This window comes from Niallia sp. RD1, assembly GCF_024219955.1.
GTDB classification, from domain to species: domain Bacteria; phylum Bacillota; class Bacilli; order Bacillales; family Cytobacillaceae; genus Niallia; species Niallia alba.
In genome coordinates this window covers 4,897,197-4,916,682 of sequence record NZ_CP100420.1, presented here as the reverse complement: position 1 = coordinate 4,916,682, position 19,486 = coordinate 4,897,197, and the positions used below count along the sequence as shown (strand labels likewise).

Genomic DNA, 19,486 nt, shown 5'->3' with positions numbered 1-19,486 from the left:
TGTTGGCTAAAATGGAAAAAGATAAGCACACATTGTTTGTTTGGATGGCAGGCTTGCCTTGTTTTGAAAGTGAATTTATTATGTACAAGGAAGAGACAATCAAATATCGTTAAAAACAAAAACAGCCTGCAATTAAGGCTGTTTTCAAATGTATAGATGGCTCATATTATTCTTTCATTTAAGAGGAGACTTTTATCTTGTTGCTTAGAGAACGTCGGTGAATCTCTGTTTCGATGAGACGAATAAATTCAGGGCTTAAGTTTAGTTCCCGAGCTTTATGGTATGACTCGATCAATAATTCATCTGACAGTTTCCGCATGCCAGAAACACCTCCATTCGAATATAGTAAGAACATTTTCTAAAAAACATATATAAATGTAATTATCTTCAATGCTGAAAAAGGCTTTTGTGCTTTCATGATGAAATAACTTTTAAAAAAGTGCGTAGTATACATATTAGATGTACAATTTCGACATTATTTTTTGAGAAACTTGCTTGTCCAACATGATTATTCATGGAGGAAGCACTTTTTGATTTAGTTCCTTTTTCTGCGTGTTAATCTTGGAAGTTTTTTGGATATTATAATGTATCCTTACTTTAACAAAAATAAACATAGAGAACAACTGTTCGTTTATCCACAATAGTTAGTGGATAACCTGTGATTATTTTGTTGAGAAGTATGTGGATTGCATATAAATCAATGGGTATTATGTGTATAATGTTATCCACAAATGTTGAAAAATGCGTATTTTGTCGAAAATTATTTTATTTTTATTAAAAAAAGAATGGATATGGTATCTTCTTTAAGCGGAAAAACGGTATAATATTACTTTCTTCTATCGAAAAAAATGGTTACCATAATAATAGTAGGACATTCTGGTTAAACAATAGAAATGAGAGAGTTAAGAGGTGTTTTTTAAGTGTTCAATCAATTTTTGCCAAATCAATTTGTTAAAAATATATTTGAGATTTCACCAGAAAGTTTAAAAGAAAAAGGGATTAAGGGGATTATCACGGATTTAGATAATACGTTAGTAGAATGGGATCGCCCGCTTGCGACACCGCAAATTATTGAATGGTTTGCAGAAATGCAGAGAAATGACATTAAAGTAACAATTGTTTCCAATAATAAAGAAACAAGGGTTAAGTCGTTTTCTGATCCATTGCAAATTCCTTTTATCTTTGCTGCCCGGAAACCACTTGGCCGAGCTTTCAAAAAAGCTATCATGCAAATGAATATTAAAAAAGAAGAAACAGTTGTTATAGGTGATCAATTATTAACAGATGTTCTTGGTGGAAACAGAAGTGGATTTCACACCATTTTAGTAGTTCCTGTTGCTCAAACAGATGGGTTTATGACAAGGATCAATCGGAAAATTGAAAGAAGAATTTTAAATTGGTTTCGTAGAAACGGAAAATTGACTTGGGAGGATTAATACGTGACAGAAAGAATACATTGTATAGGCTGTGGAGTTGCCATTCAAACGGAAAATAAGGATGAATTAGGGTATGCACCTCCTTCTTCTCTAGAAAAGGAAGAAGTAATTTGTCAAAGATGTTTCCGTTTAAAGCATTATAATGAAGTACAGGATGTTTCTTTAACAGACGATGATTTTTTAAAGATTTTAAATGAGATTGGAAAAAGTGATAGTCTAATTGTAAAAATAGTCGATATTTTTGATTTTAACGGCAGCTGGCTCCCTGGTCTCCACCGTTTTACAGGAAAAAATAAAGTTTTACTAATTGGAAACAAAGTCGATCTTTTACCAAAATCGGTGAAACAGCAAAAAGTTATTAATTGGATGAAAAAAGAAGCGAAGGATTTAGGGCTAAGACCGGAAGATGTCTATCTTGTTAGTGCGGAAAGAGGCAAGAACATCAAAGAAGTATTAGAAGCCATTGAATATCATCGTCATGGAAAAAATGTGTATGTAGTTGGTTGTACGAATGTAGGGAAATCGACATTTATTAATCGAATCCTTAAAGAGGTTTCTGGGGAAGAAAACGTGATTACTACTTCCCATTTTCCTGGTACGACATTAGATATTATTGAAATACCATTATCCGACAGTAAGTATTTAGTGGATACACCAGGAATTATTAATCATCACCAAATGGCTCATTTTGTAGATAAAAAAGATTTAAAAGTTATTACTCCGAAGAAAGAAATTAAATCAAGAATTTTTCAATTAAATGATAAACAGACACTATTCTTTGGTGGACTAGCTAGGTTTGATTTTGTAAAAGGAGAACGCAGTAGTTTTGTATGCTATTTTTCTAATGAGATAACGATACATCGTACGAAATTGGAAAATGCAGATGAATTATATAAAAAGCATGCAGGAGAGCTATTAACGCCGCCAAATAGAGACCATTTGGATGATTTCCCAGAGCTAGTTAGACATGACTTTTCTATAAAAGAGCCAAAGACGGATATTGTTTTTTCAGGACTGGGGTGGATAACGGTTAATGAACCGAATATACAAGTATCGGTTTATGTACCAAAGGGAGTTCACGCTATGCTGCGTAAATCACTGATATAAGTGAGCAGCAAAGTTTTTTATAAAAGGGGAAAGGGAGAGAGCTGCTTAAATGAAGAACTATGCAGTAATTGGCGATCCAATTCAACATTCCATGTCACCGGTCATGCACAATGATCTTTTTCAATTTTATGGATTGGATGCTGAAATGAAAAAAGTGCATATAAAAACGGAAATGCTTGAAGTGGGATTGCAAAGTTTAAGGGACATGAATATAGATGGCTTCAATGTTACTGTACCGCATAAGCAAGCAATCATTCCCTATTTGGATGAGCTAGACCCACTGAGTGAAGCAATTGGTGCTGTTAATACGGTAGTTTGTGAAAATGGAAAGTGGATGGGGTATAATACGGATGGAGAAGGATATCTAAAAGGGCTTTTAGAACAACTACCTGATTTGAAACAGAGAAGAACATTGATTGTTGGGAGTGGCGGTGCTGCAAGAGGCATTTATTTTACATTGGCTCACTATGGGGTACAACAAATAGATATTTGTAATCGTACACTAGTAAAAGCAGTTGCCTTAAAAGAGGCATGTCCTTTTCCGGTAAAAACCAATATAATGGAAGTTGCCTTAGCGGAAAAAATGCTTGGCGAATATGAACTTATTATACAAACCACTTCTATTGGAATGTCTCCGAAAATAGGTGCTTCGCCCATTAAAATGACTAATTTGAAGAGGGAAGCATTTGTAAGTGACATTATCTATAATCCATTGGAAACAAAAATATTAAGTGAAGCGAAAGCCAGAGGGGCAAAAACTCAAAATGGCATTGATATGTTTGTATACCAAGGAGCTTTAGCATTTGAGAGATGGCAAGGTTTTTTTCCAGATACAGACAGAATGAGATACAGTGTTTTAACACAACTAGGAGGATAAACATGTTAAGAGGTAAGCAAAAAAGATTTTTACGAGCAAAGGCACACCATTTAAGTCCTATTTTTCAAGTGGGAAAAGGTGGCGTTAATGACAATATGATTAAGCAAATTAGTGAAGCTTTAGAAGTAAGAGAATTATTAAAAATAAGCATTTTGCAAAATTGTGATGAAGATAAAGATACGGTTGCAAGTGAATTAGTAAATGGAACGAAGAGTGAACTAGTTCAAATTATTGGAAATACAATCGTTTTATATAAAGAGTCTAAAGAAAACAAAACGATAAATTTACCATCTTAAATTGGTAGAAGAGGCGATTTTTTGTGAAAAAAGTAGGGATATTAGGAGGAACATTCGATCCTCCTCATATAGGCCATCTAATCATAGCAAATGAAGTGCTGCATGCCCAAAATTTAGATGAGATTTGGTTTATGCCAAATCAAGAACCCCCACATAAAATAAAATCAGGGGATGTAACGAATATTCAGCGAGTGGAAATGTTACAATTATCCATAGAGGTTCATTCTGCCTTTCGAATCGAAACGCTGGAGTTAGACAGAGAAGGTAAATCATATACGTATGATACGATGACGCTTTTAAATGAGGCTCACCCGGATATTGACTTTTATTTTATAATTGGAGCCGATATGGTAGAATATTTGCCTGAATGGTATAAAATTGAAAAACTTATGCAAATAGTAAAATTCATTAGTGTAAACCGTCCTAAATATCAATTGGAAACAGATTACCCTGTTCAGTATGTAAAGGTTCCTGATATTAATATTTCTTCTAGTTTAATTCGTGAAAGAGTCAAGGACGGGGAAACGATTTCGTTTTTAGTAAGAGATGAAGTAAAGCGATATATTGAGGAGAACCGACTATATGAATCGTGAAGAAGCCTTACAAATAGTGAAAGAACAGATTACCGAAAAGCGTTATATTCACACAATTGGTGTAATGGAAACTGCCATTAAACTAGCGATTAAATATGGTGGAGATGCTGAAAAGGCGGAAACGGCAGCAATATTTCATGATTATGCAAAATTCCGTCAGAAGGATGAAATGAAAAAGATTATTGTAGAGCAAAATATGGATCCAAATCTTTTATTATTTCATTCTGAACTTTGGCATGCTCCAGTAGGTGCTTTTCTAGTAGAAAAAGAAGTTGGAATAAAAGATAAGGAAATACTGGATGCTATTCGATATCATACATCTGGAAGACCAGAAATGAGTATGCTAGAAAAAATAGTTTATTTAGCAGACTATATTGAACCAGGAAGAGCTTTTCCTGGTGTCGATGAGGTAAGGGAATTAGCAGAAATAGATTTTGAACGTGCTTTTTTACAAGCTGTAAAAAATACCATTATTTTTCTAATCCGAAATAATCGGGCAGTATTTCCTTTAAGTTTTGAAACATATAATAGTTATTGTATAAATACGGAGGTTGATTGAATGGATGAACGTACTTTATTATGGACTGCTGTAAAAGCAGCTGATGCAAAAAGAGCAGAAAATATTGTCGCGCTTAATATGAAAGGTATATCGCTTGTAGCAGATTATTTCGTGATTTGCCACGGTAATTCTGACAAACAAGTACAAGCTATTGCAAATGAAATCAAGGATAAATCTGGGGAACTTGGAATTTCCGTAAAAAGATTTGAAGGCTTTAATGAAGCAAAATGGATTTTAGTTGATTTAGGCGATATTATTGTTCATGTTTTCCATCGCGATGAAAGAACTTATTACAATTTAGAACGTCTTTGGGGAGATGCGCCAGTTGAGAACATTGAAAGTGTGATTAGTCAATGAGTTATCAGCAGTTTGCCTATCTTTATGATCGTTTAATGAATGATGTGCCGTATGATAAGTGGGTAGAGCTTGTAAAGAAGGCGGTAAGCGATTATAAAGTGAATGGAGCAAACCTTTTGGATTTAGCTTGTGGAACTGGTGAGTTGTCAATTCGGTTTTCACAAGCTGGGTTCCGTGTGACTGGGGTTGATTTATCAGAGGATATGCTAAGTGTAGCACAAGCAAAAACGATCGAAGCAGGTGAAGGAGTTTTTTACTTGGAGCAGGATATGTCTCGCTTAGAAGGCTTACCTGTTTTCGATCTAGTTTGCATATGCTGCGACTCTATTAATTATTTAAGAACAGAAGAAGATGTTATCAATACTTTTAAGGGTGTTTATGAGCATTTAGATGAAAACGGCCTTTTTATATTTGATGTACATTCTTTGTATAAAATGAACCAACTATTTATTAATCAAACATACGCTGTCAATGACGAGGATTTGAGCCTTATTTGGCAATGTTATGAAGGAGAAAATCCTAATAGCGTAGAGCATGATTTAAGCTTTTTTGAATTGGACGAAGAATCAGGTATGTATCATCGTTATGATGAACTCCATTTTCAACGAACCTATTCCGTTGAACAATATAGCGAATGGCTAGATTTAACTGGATTTAGTGTGGTGAAAGTCGAAGCAGATTTTTCCGAAGGGATAGAGGATCTCGCAGAACGGATTTTCTTTTACTGTAAGAAAAAAGAAATGATTAAATAAAAAATTTTAGATTTAGTGCAATAGGCCATTCTAAAATCGTTATTATAATAAAAAAGGGAAGTGCTCCGCAGATGGACCATCTCCCTTTTTTATGTTCTCGACTATTTTCAAATTTACTTGATAATAATTTGAAAGGAAAGAAGGAATTCGAATAGGTATAATAGAAAGTATTATTAGCATCAGCTATTTTTGTCCTGAAACAAGATTTCTAAGGGATCGCTGATCATCTTCATACTTAGCCTGTGTTGCCTGAAATAATTGATTAAAAGTATCTCCTAACTGACTCTCCAGTACGTTTATTCCTTCACCCGTTATTCCGCCTTTTACACACACCTTCTCCTGTAAAGTAGGTAATGTATAATAACCTTTTTTTAACAATTCTCCTAACCCAATAAGCATTTCACTAGCTAATTTTGTTGCGGTTTCTGAATCAATTTCCGTCTCGTCGACTGCCCCTTCTATAAATCTGCGAGTAAGATAACTAAAAAATGCTGGTCCACAGCTGACAATATCAGAGGCAACTCTCGTAATATTATCTTCAATTTCTAATGGAGTCGAAAAATTTTCATAGAAACTCTCTAATTGTTTTTTCCACGCATCCGTACAATTGCTTCCATAAGAAAATAAAGAGACCCCTGCTAATGCTCTATTTGTGATGCTTGGAATAATCCGTGCAACAGAGCAGCTAAAGAAAGAATCTAGTTGGTCGGGGCTTATTGGACTAGTAATAGATACAACACATTTATCCTTTGTTAAATATGGAGATATGTTCTTGGCAACTTCATACATATCATGTGGTTTTACACATAAAAAGGTAAGATCTGTTTGTTTAGCTATTTCGATATCGCTATAGCATACATTTATGTTTGGATAATCTTCCTTAATTTCTAATGCTTTGTTAATTGTTCGATTAAAGATAAATAAGTCTTCGGGGGAAATAGCATTTCCATCAATCATCGCTTCTACTAAGATTTTCCCCATATTTCCAGTACCAATCATTCCAATTTTCACTTTTTCTTCCCCCCCTATAATGAGCGGTTTCTCATATAACGATATGAAGCAACAATACAAAATATACCTGAAAGGATGATTAGTTATCATGGACTGGCTTCGAAAAAATAAAAAATTCATTCTATTTGTTTTAGGTGGGATATCCCTACTTTTGCTGTATCGTTTTTATCCTATCCTTATGCCAAAGAATGAAGAAGAATACTTCCCACAAGATGACTTATTAACTGAAAGGGGGGAGGAAATAACAGAGAGCGAGTTAGCTGAGGAAGAACCACAAGTTACGTTTATACTCGTAGATGTAAAAGGAGCAGTCAAAAATCCAGGCGTTTATGAGGCGAATGAGGGAGATCGCGTGAATGACATTATTCAAAAGGCAGGAGGGATTTTGAATAACGGTGAAAAAAATGCAGTGAACCTTGCAATGAAAGTGTCGGATGAGATGATTATTTATGTACCTTATATAGGAGAAGAGGGAGAAGTAGTTAATGACCAAGCAAGTCTCTCTGCGAATGAAGGCCTAGTAAATATTAATAAAGCGAGCGAAACGGAATTGCTTCAATTACCAGGAGTGGGTCCGTCTAAAGCGGCAGCCATTATCGAATACCGTGAACAAAATGGAGGATTTTCTACAAAGGAGGATTTAAAAAAAATAAGTGGAATTGGAGAGAAAACATATGAAAAATTAGAACCCTTTCTTACGATAAATTAAATTTCTTTCCAATTTTAAATGGTCAACAGAAAAGGATATAGGGTAAAAGTAATCTTACATCTTTTTTGTAATTGACTGAAAACATACTTCCCGATAAACTTAATGAAGAATTGAATTATTGTATTTATCCCACTCTTAACAGGAAGTAAGACCCAATCCGCGGAAAATCAAGGAAGCGAGGTGGGGGCTAACTGCCCGTAGAGGTCCGATAAGTGCAACTAACCATCCGTAGGGGCGAGGGAAAACTCTTATTGATGGAAGTTTCTTTATTAATTTTGTTAACTTATGGGAGTGAATATAATTGGAAAGAATCTCATGGAATGAGTATTTTATGGCTCAAAGCGAATTGTTGGCTTTAAGAAGCACATGTACAAGATTGGCAGTAGGGGCAACTATTGTCCGAGACAAGCGGATAATCGCTGGAGGATATAATGGTAGTATAGCCGGTGGTGTTCATTGTATTGATGAAGGCTGCTATGTAATTGATAACCATTGTGTTCGAACCATTCATGCGGAAATGAATGCTATTTTACAATGCGCTAAATTTGGTGTTCCGACTGACGGAGCAGATATCTATGTAACACATTTTCCTTGTCTTCAATGCTGTAAAGCGATTGTACAAGCAGGTATAAAAACGGTTTATTATGAGATGGATTATAAAAATCACCCCTACGCTCTTGAGCTTTTTGAACAGGCAAATATCGCAACAGTGCAAGTGGAAAGAAAAGAGCTTGAGAAAATAGAAGAGAAAAAGACGTTTGTAGAATCCCTTGTAAAACAATTAAAAGAAAATAATGCAGATACTGTAGAGGTAGAGGTTTTGGAAAAAAGAGCAGAAGAATTATTCTCCATAATACCTACAGCAAAGACGTCTATTTAATCTGATTTCTCCATTCTCGGTCTACAGCGGTCTCGTGAGGAGCGATGTATGATTCAATCAAGATTATTGTATTTCGCGGTGTCAGCCCTATTTGGCTTATTATGTTCATTAACACAACATATAATAGTCTATTTAATCTATTTCCTATTCGTAGGCTGGTTGTTTCTAGTAAAAAAAGCAGCAGTAAAATCAGGTGTTTTTCTGCTTTGTATTTTTCTTTTATTCCTTGTTCGGGGAAGTTATAGCTATCAGTGGAGCGGCTCGAAAATGAAGGAGGATGCTTCATCTTTTTTAATCACCTTCTTAGAGCCAGCAGACATAGACGGTGATAGATGGAGAGTAGTAGGAAAGGAAAAACAAACTGAAGAAAAATTGCTGCTTTTCTACAAAATGGAAACAGAAGAAGAAAAAATTTTGCTAGAAGCCGAGCAGGTGATAGGGAAGACTTGCCAGATTAAAGGCTCATTGTCTCTTCCCTCTTCCAAGAGAAATGAAAATGGCTTTAACTATAAACAGTACCTTGAAAACAATTCGATTTATTGGCTATTATCAATTGAAGAATTGGATCTAACAAGTTGTGTCACAGAAAGAAATGGTATTTTATTATTAAAGCAACTAAGAGAAAAAGGAACCGTTTGGATTGCAGAGCATTTTACTGATACAACTATTCCAATCGCAGAAGCGCTAATTTTTGGAGAACGTAGCATGATGGACGAAAATCTTCAAAATGCATTTCAACGCCTAGGGATTATTCATCTATTAGCTATATCTGGTTCACATGTTGTCGTTTTAGTAGGTATACTTTATTTTTTACTGATTCGTTTTGGATTAACGAAAGAATGGACTAGCACTATTTTATTACTACTTTTGCCGATTTATGCTGTTTTAACAGGATTAAGCCCATCGGTTGTAAGAGCTGTCTCCACTTCTTTCATTCTCTTAGCCATAAATAAATTTCGTCTCCCCTCTAGATTTCCGATGATTGATATAATTAGTATCGTTTTTTGTTTTTGTTTATTGATTCAGCCGCGAATGCTGTTTAGTATTGGATTTTTATTATCGTTTATCGTATGTTTTTTTCTCATTCTCTCTTCCTCTCTTATTAAGGAGTATCATACCTCAACCATTAAAATGTATTTCTTTATTACGTTTATCTCCGAATATGCTGTACTTCCTATTATTTTATACTACTTTTATGAAATTCCTACATTATCATTACTAGCAAATCTTATTTTCATCCCTTTTTATACGACTATTGTTTTGCCTTATTTACTGATTCTCTTTGTTGTTTCCTTTTTGTTTCCGCAATTGTTTTCCGTCTTTTCATTCCCTTTAGATCTTCTGATAATGCTTTCTGATAGGCTGGTGTTGAAATTAGCGAGTTATCCTTTTAGCACGATCATTTTGGGAAGACCATCCTTCTTTTTTGTTTGTGTCTATAGTGTCAGTCTGCCAATGTTCTTTTATTTATACGAAAATATTTCGAAGAACTCAAGGAAATGGTTATATTGTCTTCCACTCTTGCTCATTAGTCTTCAATTCATTAACAATATCTATCCCGCTAAAGGGGAAATCACTTTTATTGATGTTGGGCAAGGGGATAGCATTCTTATTCAGTTGGCAAATAATAAGGGAACATACTTAATTGACACAGGTGGAACGGTTACATTTCCTCAGGAGGACTGGCAAAAGAGAAAAGAGCCCTTTGAAGTTGGTGCAAAGACAGTTGTTCCTTTTTTAAAAAGTAAAGGAATCCATACGATTGATAAATTGATCTTAACACATGGCGATTTAGATCACATTGGGGGTGCCACAGCGATTATCGAACAATTAAAGGTAAAAGAAATCATGTATCCAAATGTAACAGAAGAACGTACTAAGGAGGAAGAAAAGGTATTAAATTTTGCACAGAAGAAGCAAATCCCTATTCGTCTTATTCAAGCTGGTCATAAATGGAACGCGGGGGAAGATTTCTTTTCTGTATTGGCCCCTTTACAAAAAAAGGAACTAACGAAGAATAATGGTTCGATTGTAATTTATGCGAATATCGCTGATATTACATGGCTATTTACAGGTGATTTAGAGAAAGAAGGGGAACAAGAGGTTCTGAATAATTATCCGAATTTAAAAGATGTAGACGTTTTAAAGGTAGGACATCATGGCAGCAAAACGTCTTCTAGTAACGAATTTATTGAGCGGCTTAAACCGAAAATTGCTGTGATTTCTGTAGGTGAAAATAATAGATATCATCATCCTAGTAAGGAAGTGCTTTCTACTTTAAATGAGAATAAAGTAAAAGTATTTAGAACAGATGAAAATGGGGGGATTTCTTTTTATTTTTCCGAAAAAGGTGGCACATTTCATTTGCAAATTCCATAGAATATAACATAAGTGAATGGCGATAAATAATGGGAAAATGTCATCTAAATACCTATCCAATTGGACTAAAAAATACTTATCTATATTGACATGATTCGCACAGATTTCCTTTGCTGTCAGGACTTGACACAAATAGATTTAAAGCCATTCGAGCACACTAGTAATACAAAAGTGTACCGTTACATATTAAGTATCCTAGGCCTTAGTGTGTAACGTTCATTATAGATCGAAGGAAGGTTCCTTAACTTATCATTTCTTGCTACTAGTAAATCTTGCTAAAGCGATAACACAAGCTTTATGGAAGAATTCTTTAACAAGAGAAATGGTAGAAAGAGGACCTTCTTTCTGTATTTACATAAGCTGATTTTTGATAAAAAAAGGACAATTCATAGGAATTTCGTATATAATAATTGTTTAGTGATGAACTAAATCACAAAGGAAAAATGTTTTAGGAATGGGGAGAAGAAATGATCGAAGAATTATGGAAAAAAATAAAAAATAAAGATTTTTCTTTTGTCTATTTATTATATGGACTCGAGACTTTTCTAATAAATGAAACGAAATATTTATTATTGCAATCTTTATTAAACGAAGAGGACGAGGATTTTAATTTATCTACATATGATTTGGAGGAAACTCCGATAGAATTAGCAATAGAGGATGCAGAGACAATTCCTTTTTTTGGGGAAAGAAAAGGAATTGTATTAAATAACCCTTTTTTCTTAACAGCTGAGAAATCTAAGTCAAAGGTAGAACATAATGTAAAGAAACTGGAAGAATACTTGAAAGAACCTTCCCCGTTCACTACTATGATTTTTGTAGCTAATTATGAAAAATTAGATGAAAGAAAAAAAATAACGAAGCAGTTAAAAACGATTTCCTCTGTTTTAGAAGCGAAAAAATTAAATGAACAAGAACTGAAAAAATGGTTAAGACAACGGGCGGCATATAATCATGTAGAGATAAATGAAGACGGTTTAGATACTATTCTCAGTCTTGCTGGAACAAATTTATCCCTTTTAACAACAGAAATAGATAAAATGGCCTTATATGTGCAGGATTCAAAACTAATTACGAAAGACATTGTGGAAGAATTAGTGGCGAAATCGCTCGAGCAAAATATTTTTACGCTTGTCGATAAGGTAATCTCTAAAAAAATTGATGAAGCATTGCGCATTTATTATGATTTATTAAAGCAAAATGAAGAACCATTAAAGATTCTTTCAATCATAGCAAATCAATTCCGCTTCATCTATCAAGTGAAAGGCCTATCACAGAAAGGTTACGGGCAGCAGCAAATTGCTTCTGTGTTAAAGGTTCATCCATTTCGAGTCAAATTAGCAGCAGGACAAGCTCAGCGCTTTACAGAAGAGGAATTAACTAAATGTATCCGCCTATTTGCAGAAGGTGATTTTCAGCTGAAAACAGGTACTATGCCAAAAAATATGGTGATAGAAATGATATTGTTTCAGTTAGGACATGGGTTGTAGAAGATTGGGATTTTTAGACTTTATAGTGAAATTTTACAAGGGGATAAAATAAAAGGCATAAAAAAAGACTATCGTTTCGATAGTCTTTTTTTACTCATTATGCGTTTAAAGCATTTTTTCTTTTAGCTAAACGAGATTTTTTACGAGCAGCAGCATTTTTATGAATAAGACCTTTTGCAGCAGCTTTGTCTAACTTACTAGCAGCTTCTACAAAACTTTCATTTGCAGCAGTTGTATCATTAAGAGCAATAGCAGCTTCAGTCTTTTTAACAGCAGTACGCATTGCAGATTTAACTGTAGTGTTTTGAGCGTTACGAGCTTCACTAGTTTTCACACGTTTAATAGCAGATTTAATATTTGGCATTTACGTTCACCTCCTAAAAAGAAGCATCAAGTTCATTATTTAAACTCGATATATACATTCCTAAAAAACTTAAAGAACAAGAGATATTTTATCAAACGAGGACTAATAATGCAATACCTCATACCAATTTGCACGATATGAATTTTTTTCGGGAGAAAGGCAATGCTAGTAATACTCTTATAATTAAATCGATTGGAAGGGGATAATGATGGAGGAAAAACTAGATTTAAGCATGTATTCTATCCGTACAGACTTAGCAATTGAAGCAAGAGATTTAGCTTTACATAAACAAGGACTTGTTCAAAATGAACAGGATCAATCAAACCTTGATGGCGTAATTATCAAGGAAAAAGAAGAAAATGGAATTAAAATGTCCTATGTGGAAGTTACAGAAAAGGGCGAGGAGATTATAGGAAAAAAACGAGGGAAATATTTGACAATCGAAGTATTAGGAATAAGACAGCAAGATACAAAATTGCAGGAAAAAGTAGAGCGAGTATTTGCGAAAGAGTTTTCGCAATTTTTAAAGCTGAGCAATATAAAAGAGGATGCTTCCTGTCTAGTAGTGGGATTGGGAAACTGGAACGTTACTCCCGATGCGCTAGGGCCACAGGTTTGTGAAAATATACTAGTGACAAGACATTTATATGAATTACAGCCAGAAAGTGTAGAAGAGGGCTATCGTCCGGTATCAAGCCTAGCTCCAGGTGTGATGGGCTTAACAGGAATAGAAACGAGTGACATTATAAAAGGCGTTGTCGAAAAAACAAATCCTGATTTTGTGATTGTTATTGATGCTCTTGCATCACGTTCTATTGATCGTGTGAATTCCACTATTCAAGTTTCTGATACAGGTATTCATCCTGGGTCTGGAGTCGGAAATAAACGAAAAGAGCTTAGTGAAGAAACTCTCGGAAGACCTGTTATCGCGATTGGTGTTCCAACTGTTGTTGATGCTGTGTCGATTACAAGTGACACAATTGATTATATATTAAAGCATTTTGGAAAAGAGCTCAGAGAAGGGAATAAACCATCGAGAGCGCTGGCTCCTGCGGGCTTAAATTTTGGTGAAAGAAGAACATTGACAGATGAAGACTTACCGGAGGAACAGCATCGTAAGACATTTCTCGGCATTATCGGTACTTTGCCTGAGGAAGAAAAACGAAAGTTAATTTATGAAGTGCTATCCCCAATTGGTCATAATTTAATGGTAACACCGAAAGAAGTGGATGTTTTTATTGAAGACATGGCAAACCTACTTGCAAATGGATTAAATGCTGCCCTTCATTCAGCCATTAATCAAGACAATGTTGGTTACAATACACACTAAATAAAAGAAAAGGGTTCTACCTTTCCTAGTAACTTCATACATTTTTAATAGAGTTACTAGGAAAGGTGATTTTTGGAATTACAAACTTGATACTTAAAATAAAGGGGATTGATCAAGTTGAAACGATATACATTAGGCGCGGTAGGTATCGTTTTGTTAATGTTTATATGTGTATTATTCGGAATGCAGCAAGCAAATAGTGGAATACACAAAATGAAAGGCTATGAAGATCAAGGATTTCAAAGTGCTGTATCCATTAAAAATGAGGATGGTAATATGGAGGCATCAGTTCTTGGCCAAAATATCACAAGCCATGATTTGGATCAAAAAAAACAGCAATTAGAAGAAATAAAAGCTTTTAACTTACTGTCCAGTATTGGTAAAGGGGTAGCAGATACGATATCTTCTTTAGCGGAAAAAGGAGTTAGTCTTGTTGGAGATATAATAGAGGAAAAAGAAAAATAGAAAACTGTTTAGTAATTCATTTTACTTTTCGTTGAATCTTATTCTTCACACTGCTATAATCAAAAATAGTGTACATGCGCGATTATTGTAGGAGTGAACTAAATGAACAGAGAAGAGATGCTTAAAAGACAATCAAAAATTAGAAATTTTTCTATTATTGCACATATAGATCATGGGAAATCAACCCTAGCTGATAGAATATTAGAAAAAACAAATGCACTCACTGCACGTGAGATGAAAGATCAGCTTTTAGATTCAATGGATTTGGAAAGAGAACGCGGAATTACGATTAAACTAAACTCAGTCCAATTAAAATATCAAGCAAAAGATGGAGAAATATATACCCTTCATCTCATAGACACACCAGGACACGTGGATTTTACATATGAAGTATCACGTAGTTTGGCTGCGTGTGAAGGAGCTGTATTAGTAGTTGACGCAGCACAAGGAATTGAAGCACAGACATTAGCTAATGTTTATTTAGCAATTGATAATGATTTGGAAATAGTTCCTGTTATTAATAAAATCGACCTTCCAAGTGCTGATCCTGAGAGAGTTAGAAACGAAATTGAGGAAGTTATTGGATTAGATGCTTCAGAGGCTGTGCTTGCTTCTGCAAAAGCTGGTATTGGGATAGAAGATATACTTGAACAAGTAGTAGAAAAAGTTCCTGCGCCAGAAGGAGATCCAGAGGCACCGTTAAAAGCACTTATTTTTGATAGTTTATATGACGCTTACCGGGGTGTAGTCACTTATATTCGTGTGGTTGATGGAACAGTTAAACCAGGTGACAAAATTAAAATGATGGCAACAGGTAAAGAATTTGAAGTTATTGAAGTAGGGGTATTTACACCGAAAGCTGTTAATACCGATGAATTATCTGTTGGAGATGTAGGTTTTTTAACAGCTGCAATTAAAAATGTTGGTGATACTCGAGTAGGGGATACGATTACAAGCGCGAAGAATGGCGCAACAAAAGCATTACCAGGATATAGAAAGCTTAATCCAATGGTTTATTGTGGTTTATATCCAATAGACAGTGCAAAATTTAATGATTTACGTGAAGCATTGGAAAAATTAGAGCTGAATGATTCAGCATTGCAATTTGAACCGGAAACATCACAAGCATTAGGATTTGGCTTTCGTTGTGGTTTCTTGGGCCTACTTCATATGGAGATTATTCAAGAGCGAATTGAGCGTGAATTCAAAATTGACTTAATTACAACTGCTCCAAGTGTTATCTATGATGTTATTTTGACAGATGGAACAGAAATCAAGGTAGATAATCCATCAGCGATGCCAGATCCTCAAAAAATCGAACGAATTGAAGAACCGTACGTGAAGGCAACGATGATGGCTCCAAATGAATATGTCGGTGCCATTATGGAATTATGTCAACAAAAAAGAGGCGTATTCATCGATATGCAATATATGGATGAGACTCGCGTCAAGATTATGTATGAAATTCCATTATCCGAAATTGTTTATGATTTCTTTGACCAATTGAAATCAAATACGAGAGGATATGCTTCATTTGATTATGAACTCATTGGATATAAAACATCGACTTTAGTGAAGATGGATATTTTACTGAATTCAGAACAAGTAGATGCGCTTAGCTTTATTGTTCATAAGGATTTTGCTTACGAAAGAGGAAAAGTTATTGTGGAGAAGTTAAAGGAACTGATTCCGCGTCAGCAATTTGAGGTGCCAATCCAAGCAGCAATTGGCCAAAAGATTGTCGCTCGTTCTACCATTAAAGCAATGCGTAAAAACGTATTGGCAAAATGTTATGGTGGGGATATTTCCCGTAAGCGTAAATTGCTAGAAAAGCAAAAAGAAGGAAAAAAACGGATGAAGCAAGTTGGATCTGTTGAAGTTCCGCAAGAGGCGTTCATGGCAGTATTGCGTATGGATGATAATAATACGAAAAAGTAAAAAGGCAGAATGACATAAAAGGAGTCAATCAAAATGATGCAAGAAACTTGCTAATCATATCATTGACTGCTATAAGTAAGGGAGGTAGGTGCCAACAAGCATCACCTCTTTTCTTATTTATTCATTGAAACAAGTTGATCTTAAAACTTGTTTCATCACATAGTTAACTAATTAAAAGGTTGTGAAAAATTGATACAAGCAGCATATATCCATATTCCATTTTGTGAGCATATTTGTCACTATTGTGATTTTAATAAAGTGTTTTTAAAAGGACAGCCAGTAGATGAATACCTCGATTCTCTAGAGAAAGAAATGAAGTTAACCATTGAAAAATATGGGGAACAAAAGCTTTCTACGATTTTTGTCGGGGGAGGAACACCAACAAGTTTAACTGCACCTCAATTGGAACGACTTTGTGGAATTATTAATAGAGAACTTAAAGTTCATCCAGAAATAGAATATACCTTTGAAGCAAATCCTGGGGATTTAACAGAAGATAAATTAAAGGCTCTTTATGAGGGAGGCGTCAACCGTTTAAGTTTCGGTGTTCAATCTTTTAATAACGAGCTATTACAGAGGATTGGTAGAACTCATAAGGCTGAAGAGGTGTTTTCATCCATCGAATCTGCAAAAAAGATTGGGTTTGATAATATAAGTGTAGACTTAATTTATAGTTTGCCTGGACAAACATTGGAAGATTTTCAAGAAACCTTAAATACAGCATTTACACTAGATATCCAGCACTATTCAGGATACTCCCTGATTATAGAGCCAAAAACTGTTTTTTATAATTTGATGCGGAAGGGGAAACTACCTACACCTGGTGAAGATGTGGAAGCAAGCATGTATGGCGTATTAATGGAGGAGATGGCAAATCACGGTTTTCAACAATATGAGATTAGTAATTTTGCGAAACCTGGTTTTGAAAGTCGTCATAATCTCACATACTGGAATAATACAGAGTATTTTGGGTTTGGAGCAGGCTCACACGGTTATGTAGGTAAGAACCGATACTCTAATTATGGGCCATTAAAAAAATATATGCAGCCATTAGAACAAGGCGAGTTTCCACTTATGCACGAACACGAAGTAACAGTCGTAGAACAAATGGAAGAAGAATTATTCCTTGGATTAAGAAAAAACAAAGGGGTAAGTTTACTATCTTTTGAAGAAAAATATAATCAAAATCTATTACAGCTTTTTGATAAAGAAATAAAGGGGCTAATTAGTCGAGAGCTTATTGAAATCGAGGATGGATATTTGAGATTAACCGATAAGGGCAGGTTTTTGGGGAATGAAGTTTTTCAATCCTTTATTGGAGTGCTTAAGTAATGAAGTCTCTTTATTTAGAAAGGCTGTTTTCTAAAGGATTGTTGTTTTTTCAATAGGAAAAAAGAATTAGTTGGAAAAATGGAGCAGCCGGAATATACGTAGACTCCTGTGGGATTAGCGAGACAGTCTGAGACCCCGGAGGCGAAGCTGAGGAGGCTTAAGCTTAGCCCCACGGAAAGCGAAGTGTATTCCGGCTGCGGGTAATCGCAACAAACTTTACTAAAACAGCCTTTAGAAAAGAAACCTAACTTATTTTTGGGTTTTAAAAATGTGTTGGTTGTAAAAGAAGAAATACAGAGTGGGCTGCATAAAGGTAGATAACGAAGTGTTTAACATTCTTCTTACTTGAACGGAGTGTATTTTAGTAACTAGTAAAGAGATAAAAAGCAATTCAATGTCTAGGTTGACTAGAAGGTAAAAATTTCTTGCAGAAAAAAGGACCAAATTATTGACACAGACCCTTTGTTTTTGCTACTTTATATATAGATTTAGCACTCGTTAATAAAGAGTGCTAACAGAGGTGATTAATGTGTTAACTGATCGTCAATTATTAATATTACAAGTGATTATTGATGATTTTATTTCAACAGCACAACCCGTAGGCTCAAGGAGCTTATCGAAGAAAGAAAACATCACGTTTAGCTCCGCTACCATCCGTAATGAAATGGCTGATTTAGAGGAGTCTGGATTTATAGAAAAAACGCACTCTTCTTCAGGGCGTGTACCCTCAGAAAAGGGATATCGTTTTTATGTTGATCATCTATTATCACCACAGAAATTAAAGCGTTCAGATATTATGAGGATTAACTCATTATTTGCAGAAAAAATTTATGAATTAGAAAATATTGTGCAAAAATCTGCTAAAATATTGTCTGATTTAACAAACTATACTACTATTGTCCTTGGACCTGCCGTTAAGGAAAACAAGTTGAAGAAAATTCAAATTGTCCCTTTGAACAACCATACGGCAATCGCCATTATTGTGACAGATTCAGGCCATGTAGAGAACAGAATGTTTCATTTACCTGATTCTATCCATGCAGGGGAAATAGAGAAATTGGTTAATATTTTGAATGAACGGCTAATGGGAGTTTCAATTGACAAGCTTCATAACAAGATTTATAAGGAAGTAGCTTTCTTATTGAAACAACATATTAGTAATTATGAGTATTTTATCAACTCACTTTCAGAAACAGTGAAAATTGATACCCATGAAAAATTATTTTTTGGTGGGAAAACAAATATTTTAAGTCAACCTGAATTTCATGATATTACGAAAATAAGAAATTTATTGAATATGATTGAAAAAGAGGATGGGATTCCAGAGCTCATTCGCAATAACTCATCTGATATTAGCATTAAAATTGGAAGAGAGAATAATAACACCGCAATGGAAAATTGCAGTATTATCTCCGCTTCCTATAGTATCGGGGATGAACAAATTGGTTCAATCGCTATTCTTGGTCCAACAAGAATGGAATATTCAAGGGTTATAAGCTTATTAAATATTTTATCAAATGACCTAACAAAAGTACTTACTAATTTGTATCAAAAGTAACTTATGTGGAATATTTAAAAGGGTAGAAAATCGATTTATATAAAGACCATAAA

20 protein-coding genes are annotated in these 19,486 nt (G+C 34.7%); 17 read left to right on the top strand and 3 right to left on the bottom strand.

What is annotated here, in order from left to right; genetic code table 11:
- Positions 1-178 precede the first annotated feature (178 nt).
- Positions 179-319 carry a sporulation histidine kinase inhibitor Sda gene (locus NKG37_RS23750; protein ID WP_016202937.1) on the bottom strand — a complete coding sequence of 47 codons (141 nt, stop codon included), beginning with the start codon at positions 317-319 and terminating at the stop codon, positions 179-181.
- 601 nt (positions 320-920) lie between these two features.
- Here NKG37_RS23750 and NKG37_RS23745 point away from each other — a divergent pair.
- From NKG37_RS23745 to NKG37_RS23710, 8 genes are read left to right on the top strand one after another with little or no spacing between them, the layout of a single operon-like run.
- On the top strand, positions 921-1,436 hold the full coding sequence (locus tag NKG37_RS23745) for a YqeG family HAD IIIA-type phosphatase (protein ID WP_016202938.1): 516 nt from the start codon (positions 921-923) through the stop codon (positions 1,434-1,436).
- A gap of 3 nt (positions 1,437-1,439) precedes the next feature.
- A complete protein-coding gene (gene yqeH, locus NKG37_RS23740; protein ID WP_016202939.1) occupies positions 1,440-2,543 on the top strand; it encodes a ribosome biogenesis GTPase YqeH in 1,104 nt (367 codons plus the stop codon).
- A gap of 49 nt (positions 2,544-2,592) precedes the next feature.
- The gene (aroE, locus tag NKG37_RS23735; RefSeq protein ID WP_101730800.1) at positions 2,593-3,420 is read left to right on the top strand and encodes a shikimate dehydrogenase; all 828 of its coding nucleotides are present in this window, start codon (positions 2,593-2,595) and stop codon (positions 3,418-3,420) included.
- Between the two features lie 2 nt (positions 3,421-3,422).
- Positions 3,423-3,716 carry a ribosome assembly RNA-binding protein YhbY gene (gene yhbY, locus NKG37_RS23730; protein WP_016202941.1) on the top strand — a complete coding sequence of 98 codons (294 nt, stop codon included), beginning with the start codon at positions 3,423-3,425 and terminating at the stop codon, positions 3,714-3,716.
- Positions 3,717-3,739: 23 nt separating this feature from the next.
- On the top strand, positions 3,740-4,309 hold the full coding sequence (locus tag NKG37_RS23725; RefSeq protein WP_016202942.1) for a nicotinate-nucleotide adenylyltransferase: 570 nt from the start codon (positions 3,740-3,742) through the stop codon (positions 4,307-4,309).
- A complete protein-coding gene (gene yqeK, locus NKG37_RS23720) occupies positions 4,299-4,868 on the top strand; it encodes a bis(5'-nucleosyl)-tetraphosphatase (symmetrical) YqeK (protein WP_016202943.1) in 570 nt (189 codons plus the stop codon). Before NKG37_RS23725 ends, yqeK begins: the two co-directional genes overlap by 11 nt.
- Positions 4,869-5,225, top strand: coding sequence for a ribosome silencing factor (rsfS, locus tag NKG37_RS23715; RefSeq protein ID WP_016202944.1), 357 nt, complete (start codon positions 4,869-4,871; stop codon positions 5,223-5,225).
- Positions 5,222-5,977, top strand: coding sequence for a class I SAM-dependent DNA methyltransferase (locus NKG37_RS23710; protein ID WP_016202945.1), 756 nt, complete (start codon positions 5,222-5,224; stop codon positions 5,975-5,977). Before rsfS ends, NKG37_RS23710 begins: the two co-directional genes overlap by 4 nt.
- Before the next feature lie 183 nt (positions 5,978-6,160).
- Here NKG37_RS23710 and comER read toward each other — a convergent pair whose 3' ends face one another.
- A complete protein-coding gene (comER, locus tag NKG37_RS23705; protein WP_169188859.1) occupies positions 6,161-6,988 on the bottom strand; it encodes a late competence protein ComER in 828 nt (275 codons plus the stop codon).
- An 88-nt stretch (positions 6,989-7,076) separates the two neighbouring features.
- Between comER and NKG37_RS23700 the strand changes: the two genes are divergently transcribed.
- The 4 genes from NKG37_RS23700 to holA all read left to right on the top strand — a co-directional run bounded on the left by NKG37_RS23700 (position 7,077) and on the right by holA (position 12,446).
- Positions 7,077-7,697 carry a helix-hairpin-helix domain-containing protein gene (locus NKG37_RS23700; protein WP_016202947.1) on the top strand — a complete coding sequence of 207 codons (621 nt, stop codon included), beginning with the start codon at positions 7,077-7,079 and terminating at the stop codon, positions 7,695-7,697.
- A gap of 301 nt (positions 7,698-7,998) precedes the next feature.
- Positions 7,999-8,577 (top strand): ComE operon protein 2, encoded by a 579-nt coding sequence (locus NKG37_RS23695; RefSeq protein WP_254415432.1) that lies wholly within the window; start codon positions 7,999-8,001, stop codon positions 8,575-8,577.
- 48 nt (positions 8,578-8,625) lie between these two features.
- Positions 8,626-10,956: a DNA internalization-related competence protein ComEC/Rec2 gene (locus NKG37_RS23690; RefSeq protein WP_254415431.1), complete on the top strand. Its 2,331-nt coding sequence runs from the start codon at positions 8,626-8,628 to the stop codon at positions 10,954-10,956.
- Positions 10,957-11,423: 467 nt separating this feature from the next.
- The gene (gene holA, locus NKG37_RS23685; protein WP_254415430.1) at positions 11,424-12,446 is read left to right on the top strand and encodes a DNA polymerase III subunit delta; all 1,023 of its coding nucleotides are present in this window, start codon (positions 11,424-11,426) and stop codon (positions 12,444-12,446) included.
- A gap of 97 nt (positions 12,447-12,543) precedes the next feature.
- Here holA and rpsT read toward each other — a convergent pair whose 3' ends face one another.
- Complete coding sequence (rpsT, locus tag NKG37_RS23680) at positions 12,544-12,810, bottom strand: 30S ribosomal protein S20 (protein WP_016202952.1); 267 nt, start codon at positions 12,808-12,810, stop codon at positions 12,544-12,546.
- Positions 12,811-12,997: 187 nt separating this feature from the next.
- On the opposite strand from rpsT, the gene gpr reads away from it, so the two are divergent.
- From gpr to hrcA, 5 genes are all read left to right on the top strand, one after another.
- Positions 12,998-14,140, top strand: coding sequence for a GPR endopeptidase (gene gpr / locus NKG37_RS23675; protein ID WP_254416436.1), 1,143 nt, complete (start codon positions 12,998-13,000; stop codon positions 14,138-14,140).
- Between the two features lie 117 nt (positions 14,141-14,257).
- Entirely contained in the window at positions 14,258-14,605 is a 348-nt protein-coding gene (locus NKG37_RS23670; RefSeq protein WP_254415429.1) for a YqxA family protein, read from the top strand.
- Positions 14,606-14,707: 102 nt separating this feature from the next.
- A complete protein-coding gene (gene lepA, locus NKG37_RS23665) occupies positions 14,708-16,543 on the top strand; it encodes a translation elongation factor 4 (protein WP_016202955.1) in 1,836 nt (611 codons plus the stop codon).
- A gap of 189 nt (positions 16,544-16,732) precedes the next feature.
- Positions 16,733-17,875, top strand: coding sequence for a radical SAM family heme chaperone HemW (gene hemW, locus NKG37_RS23660; protein WP_016202956.1), 1,143 nt, complete (start codon positions 16,733-16,735; stop codon positions 17,873-17,875).
- Positions 17,876-18,404: 529 nt separating this feature from the next.
- Positions 18,405-19,433: a heat-inducible transcriptional repressor HrcA gene (hrcA, locus tag NKG37_RS23655; protein WP_016202957.1), complete on the top strand. Its 1,029-nt coding sequence runs from the start codon at positions 18,405-18,407 to the stop codon at positions 19,431-19,433.
- Positions 19,434-19,486 lie beyond the last annotated feature (53 nt).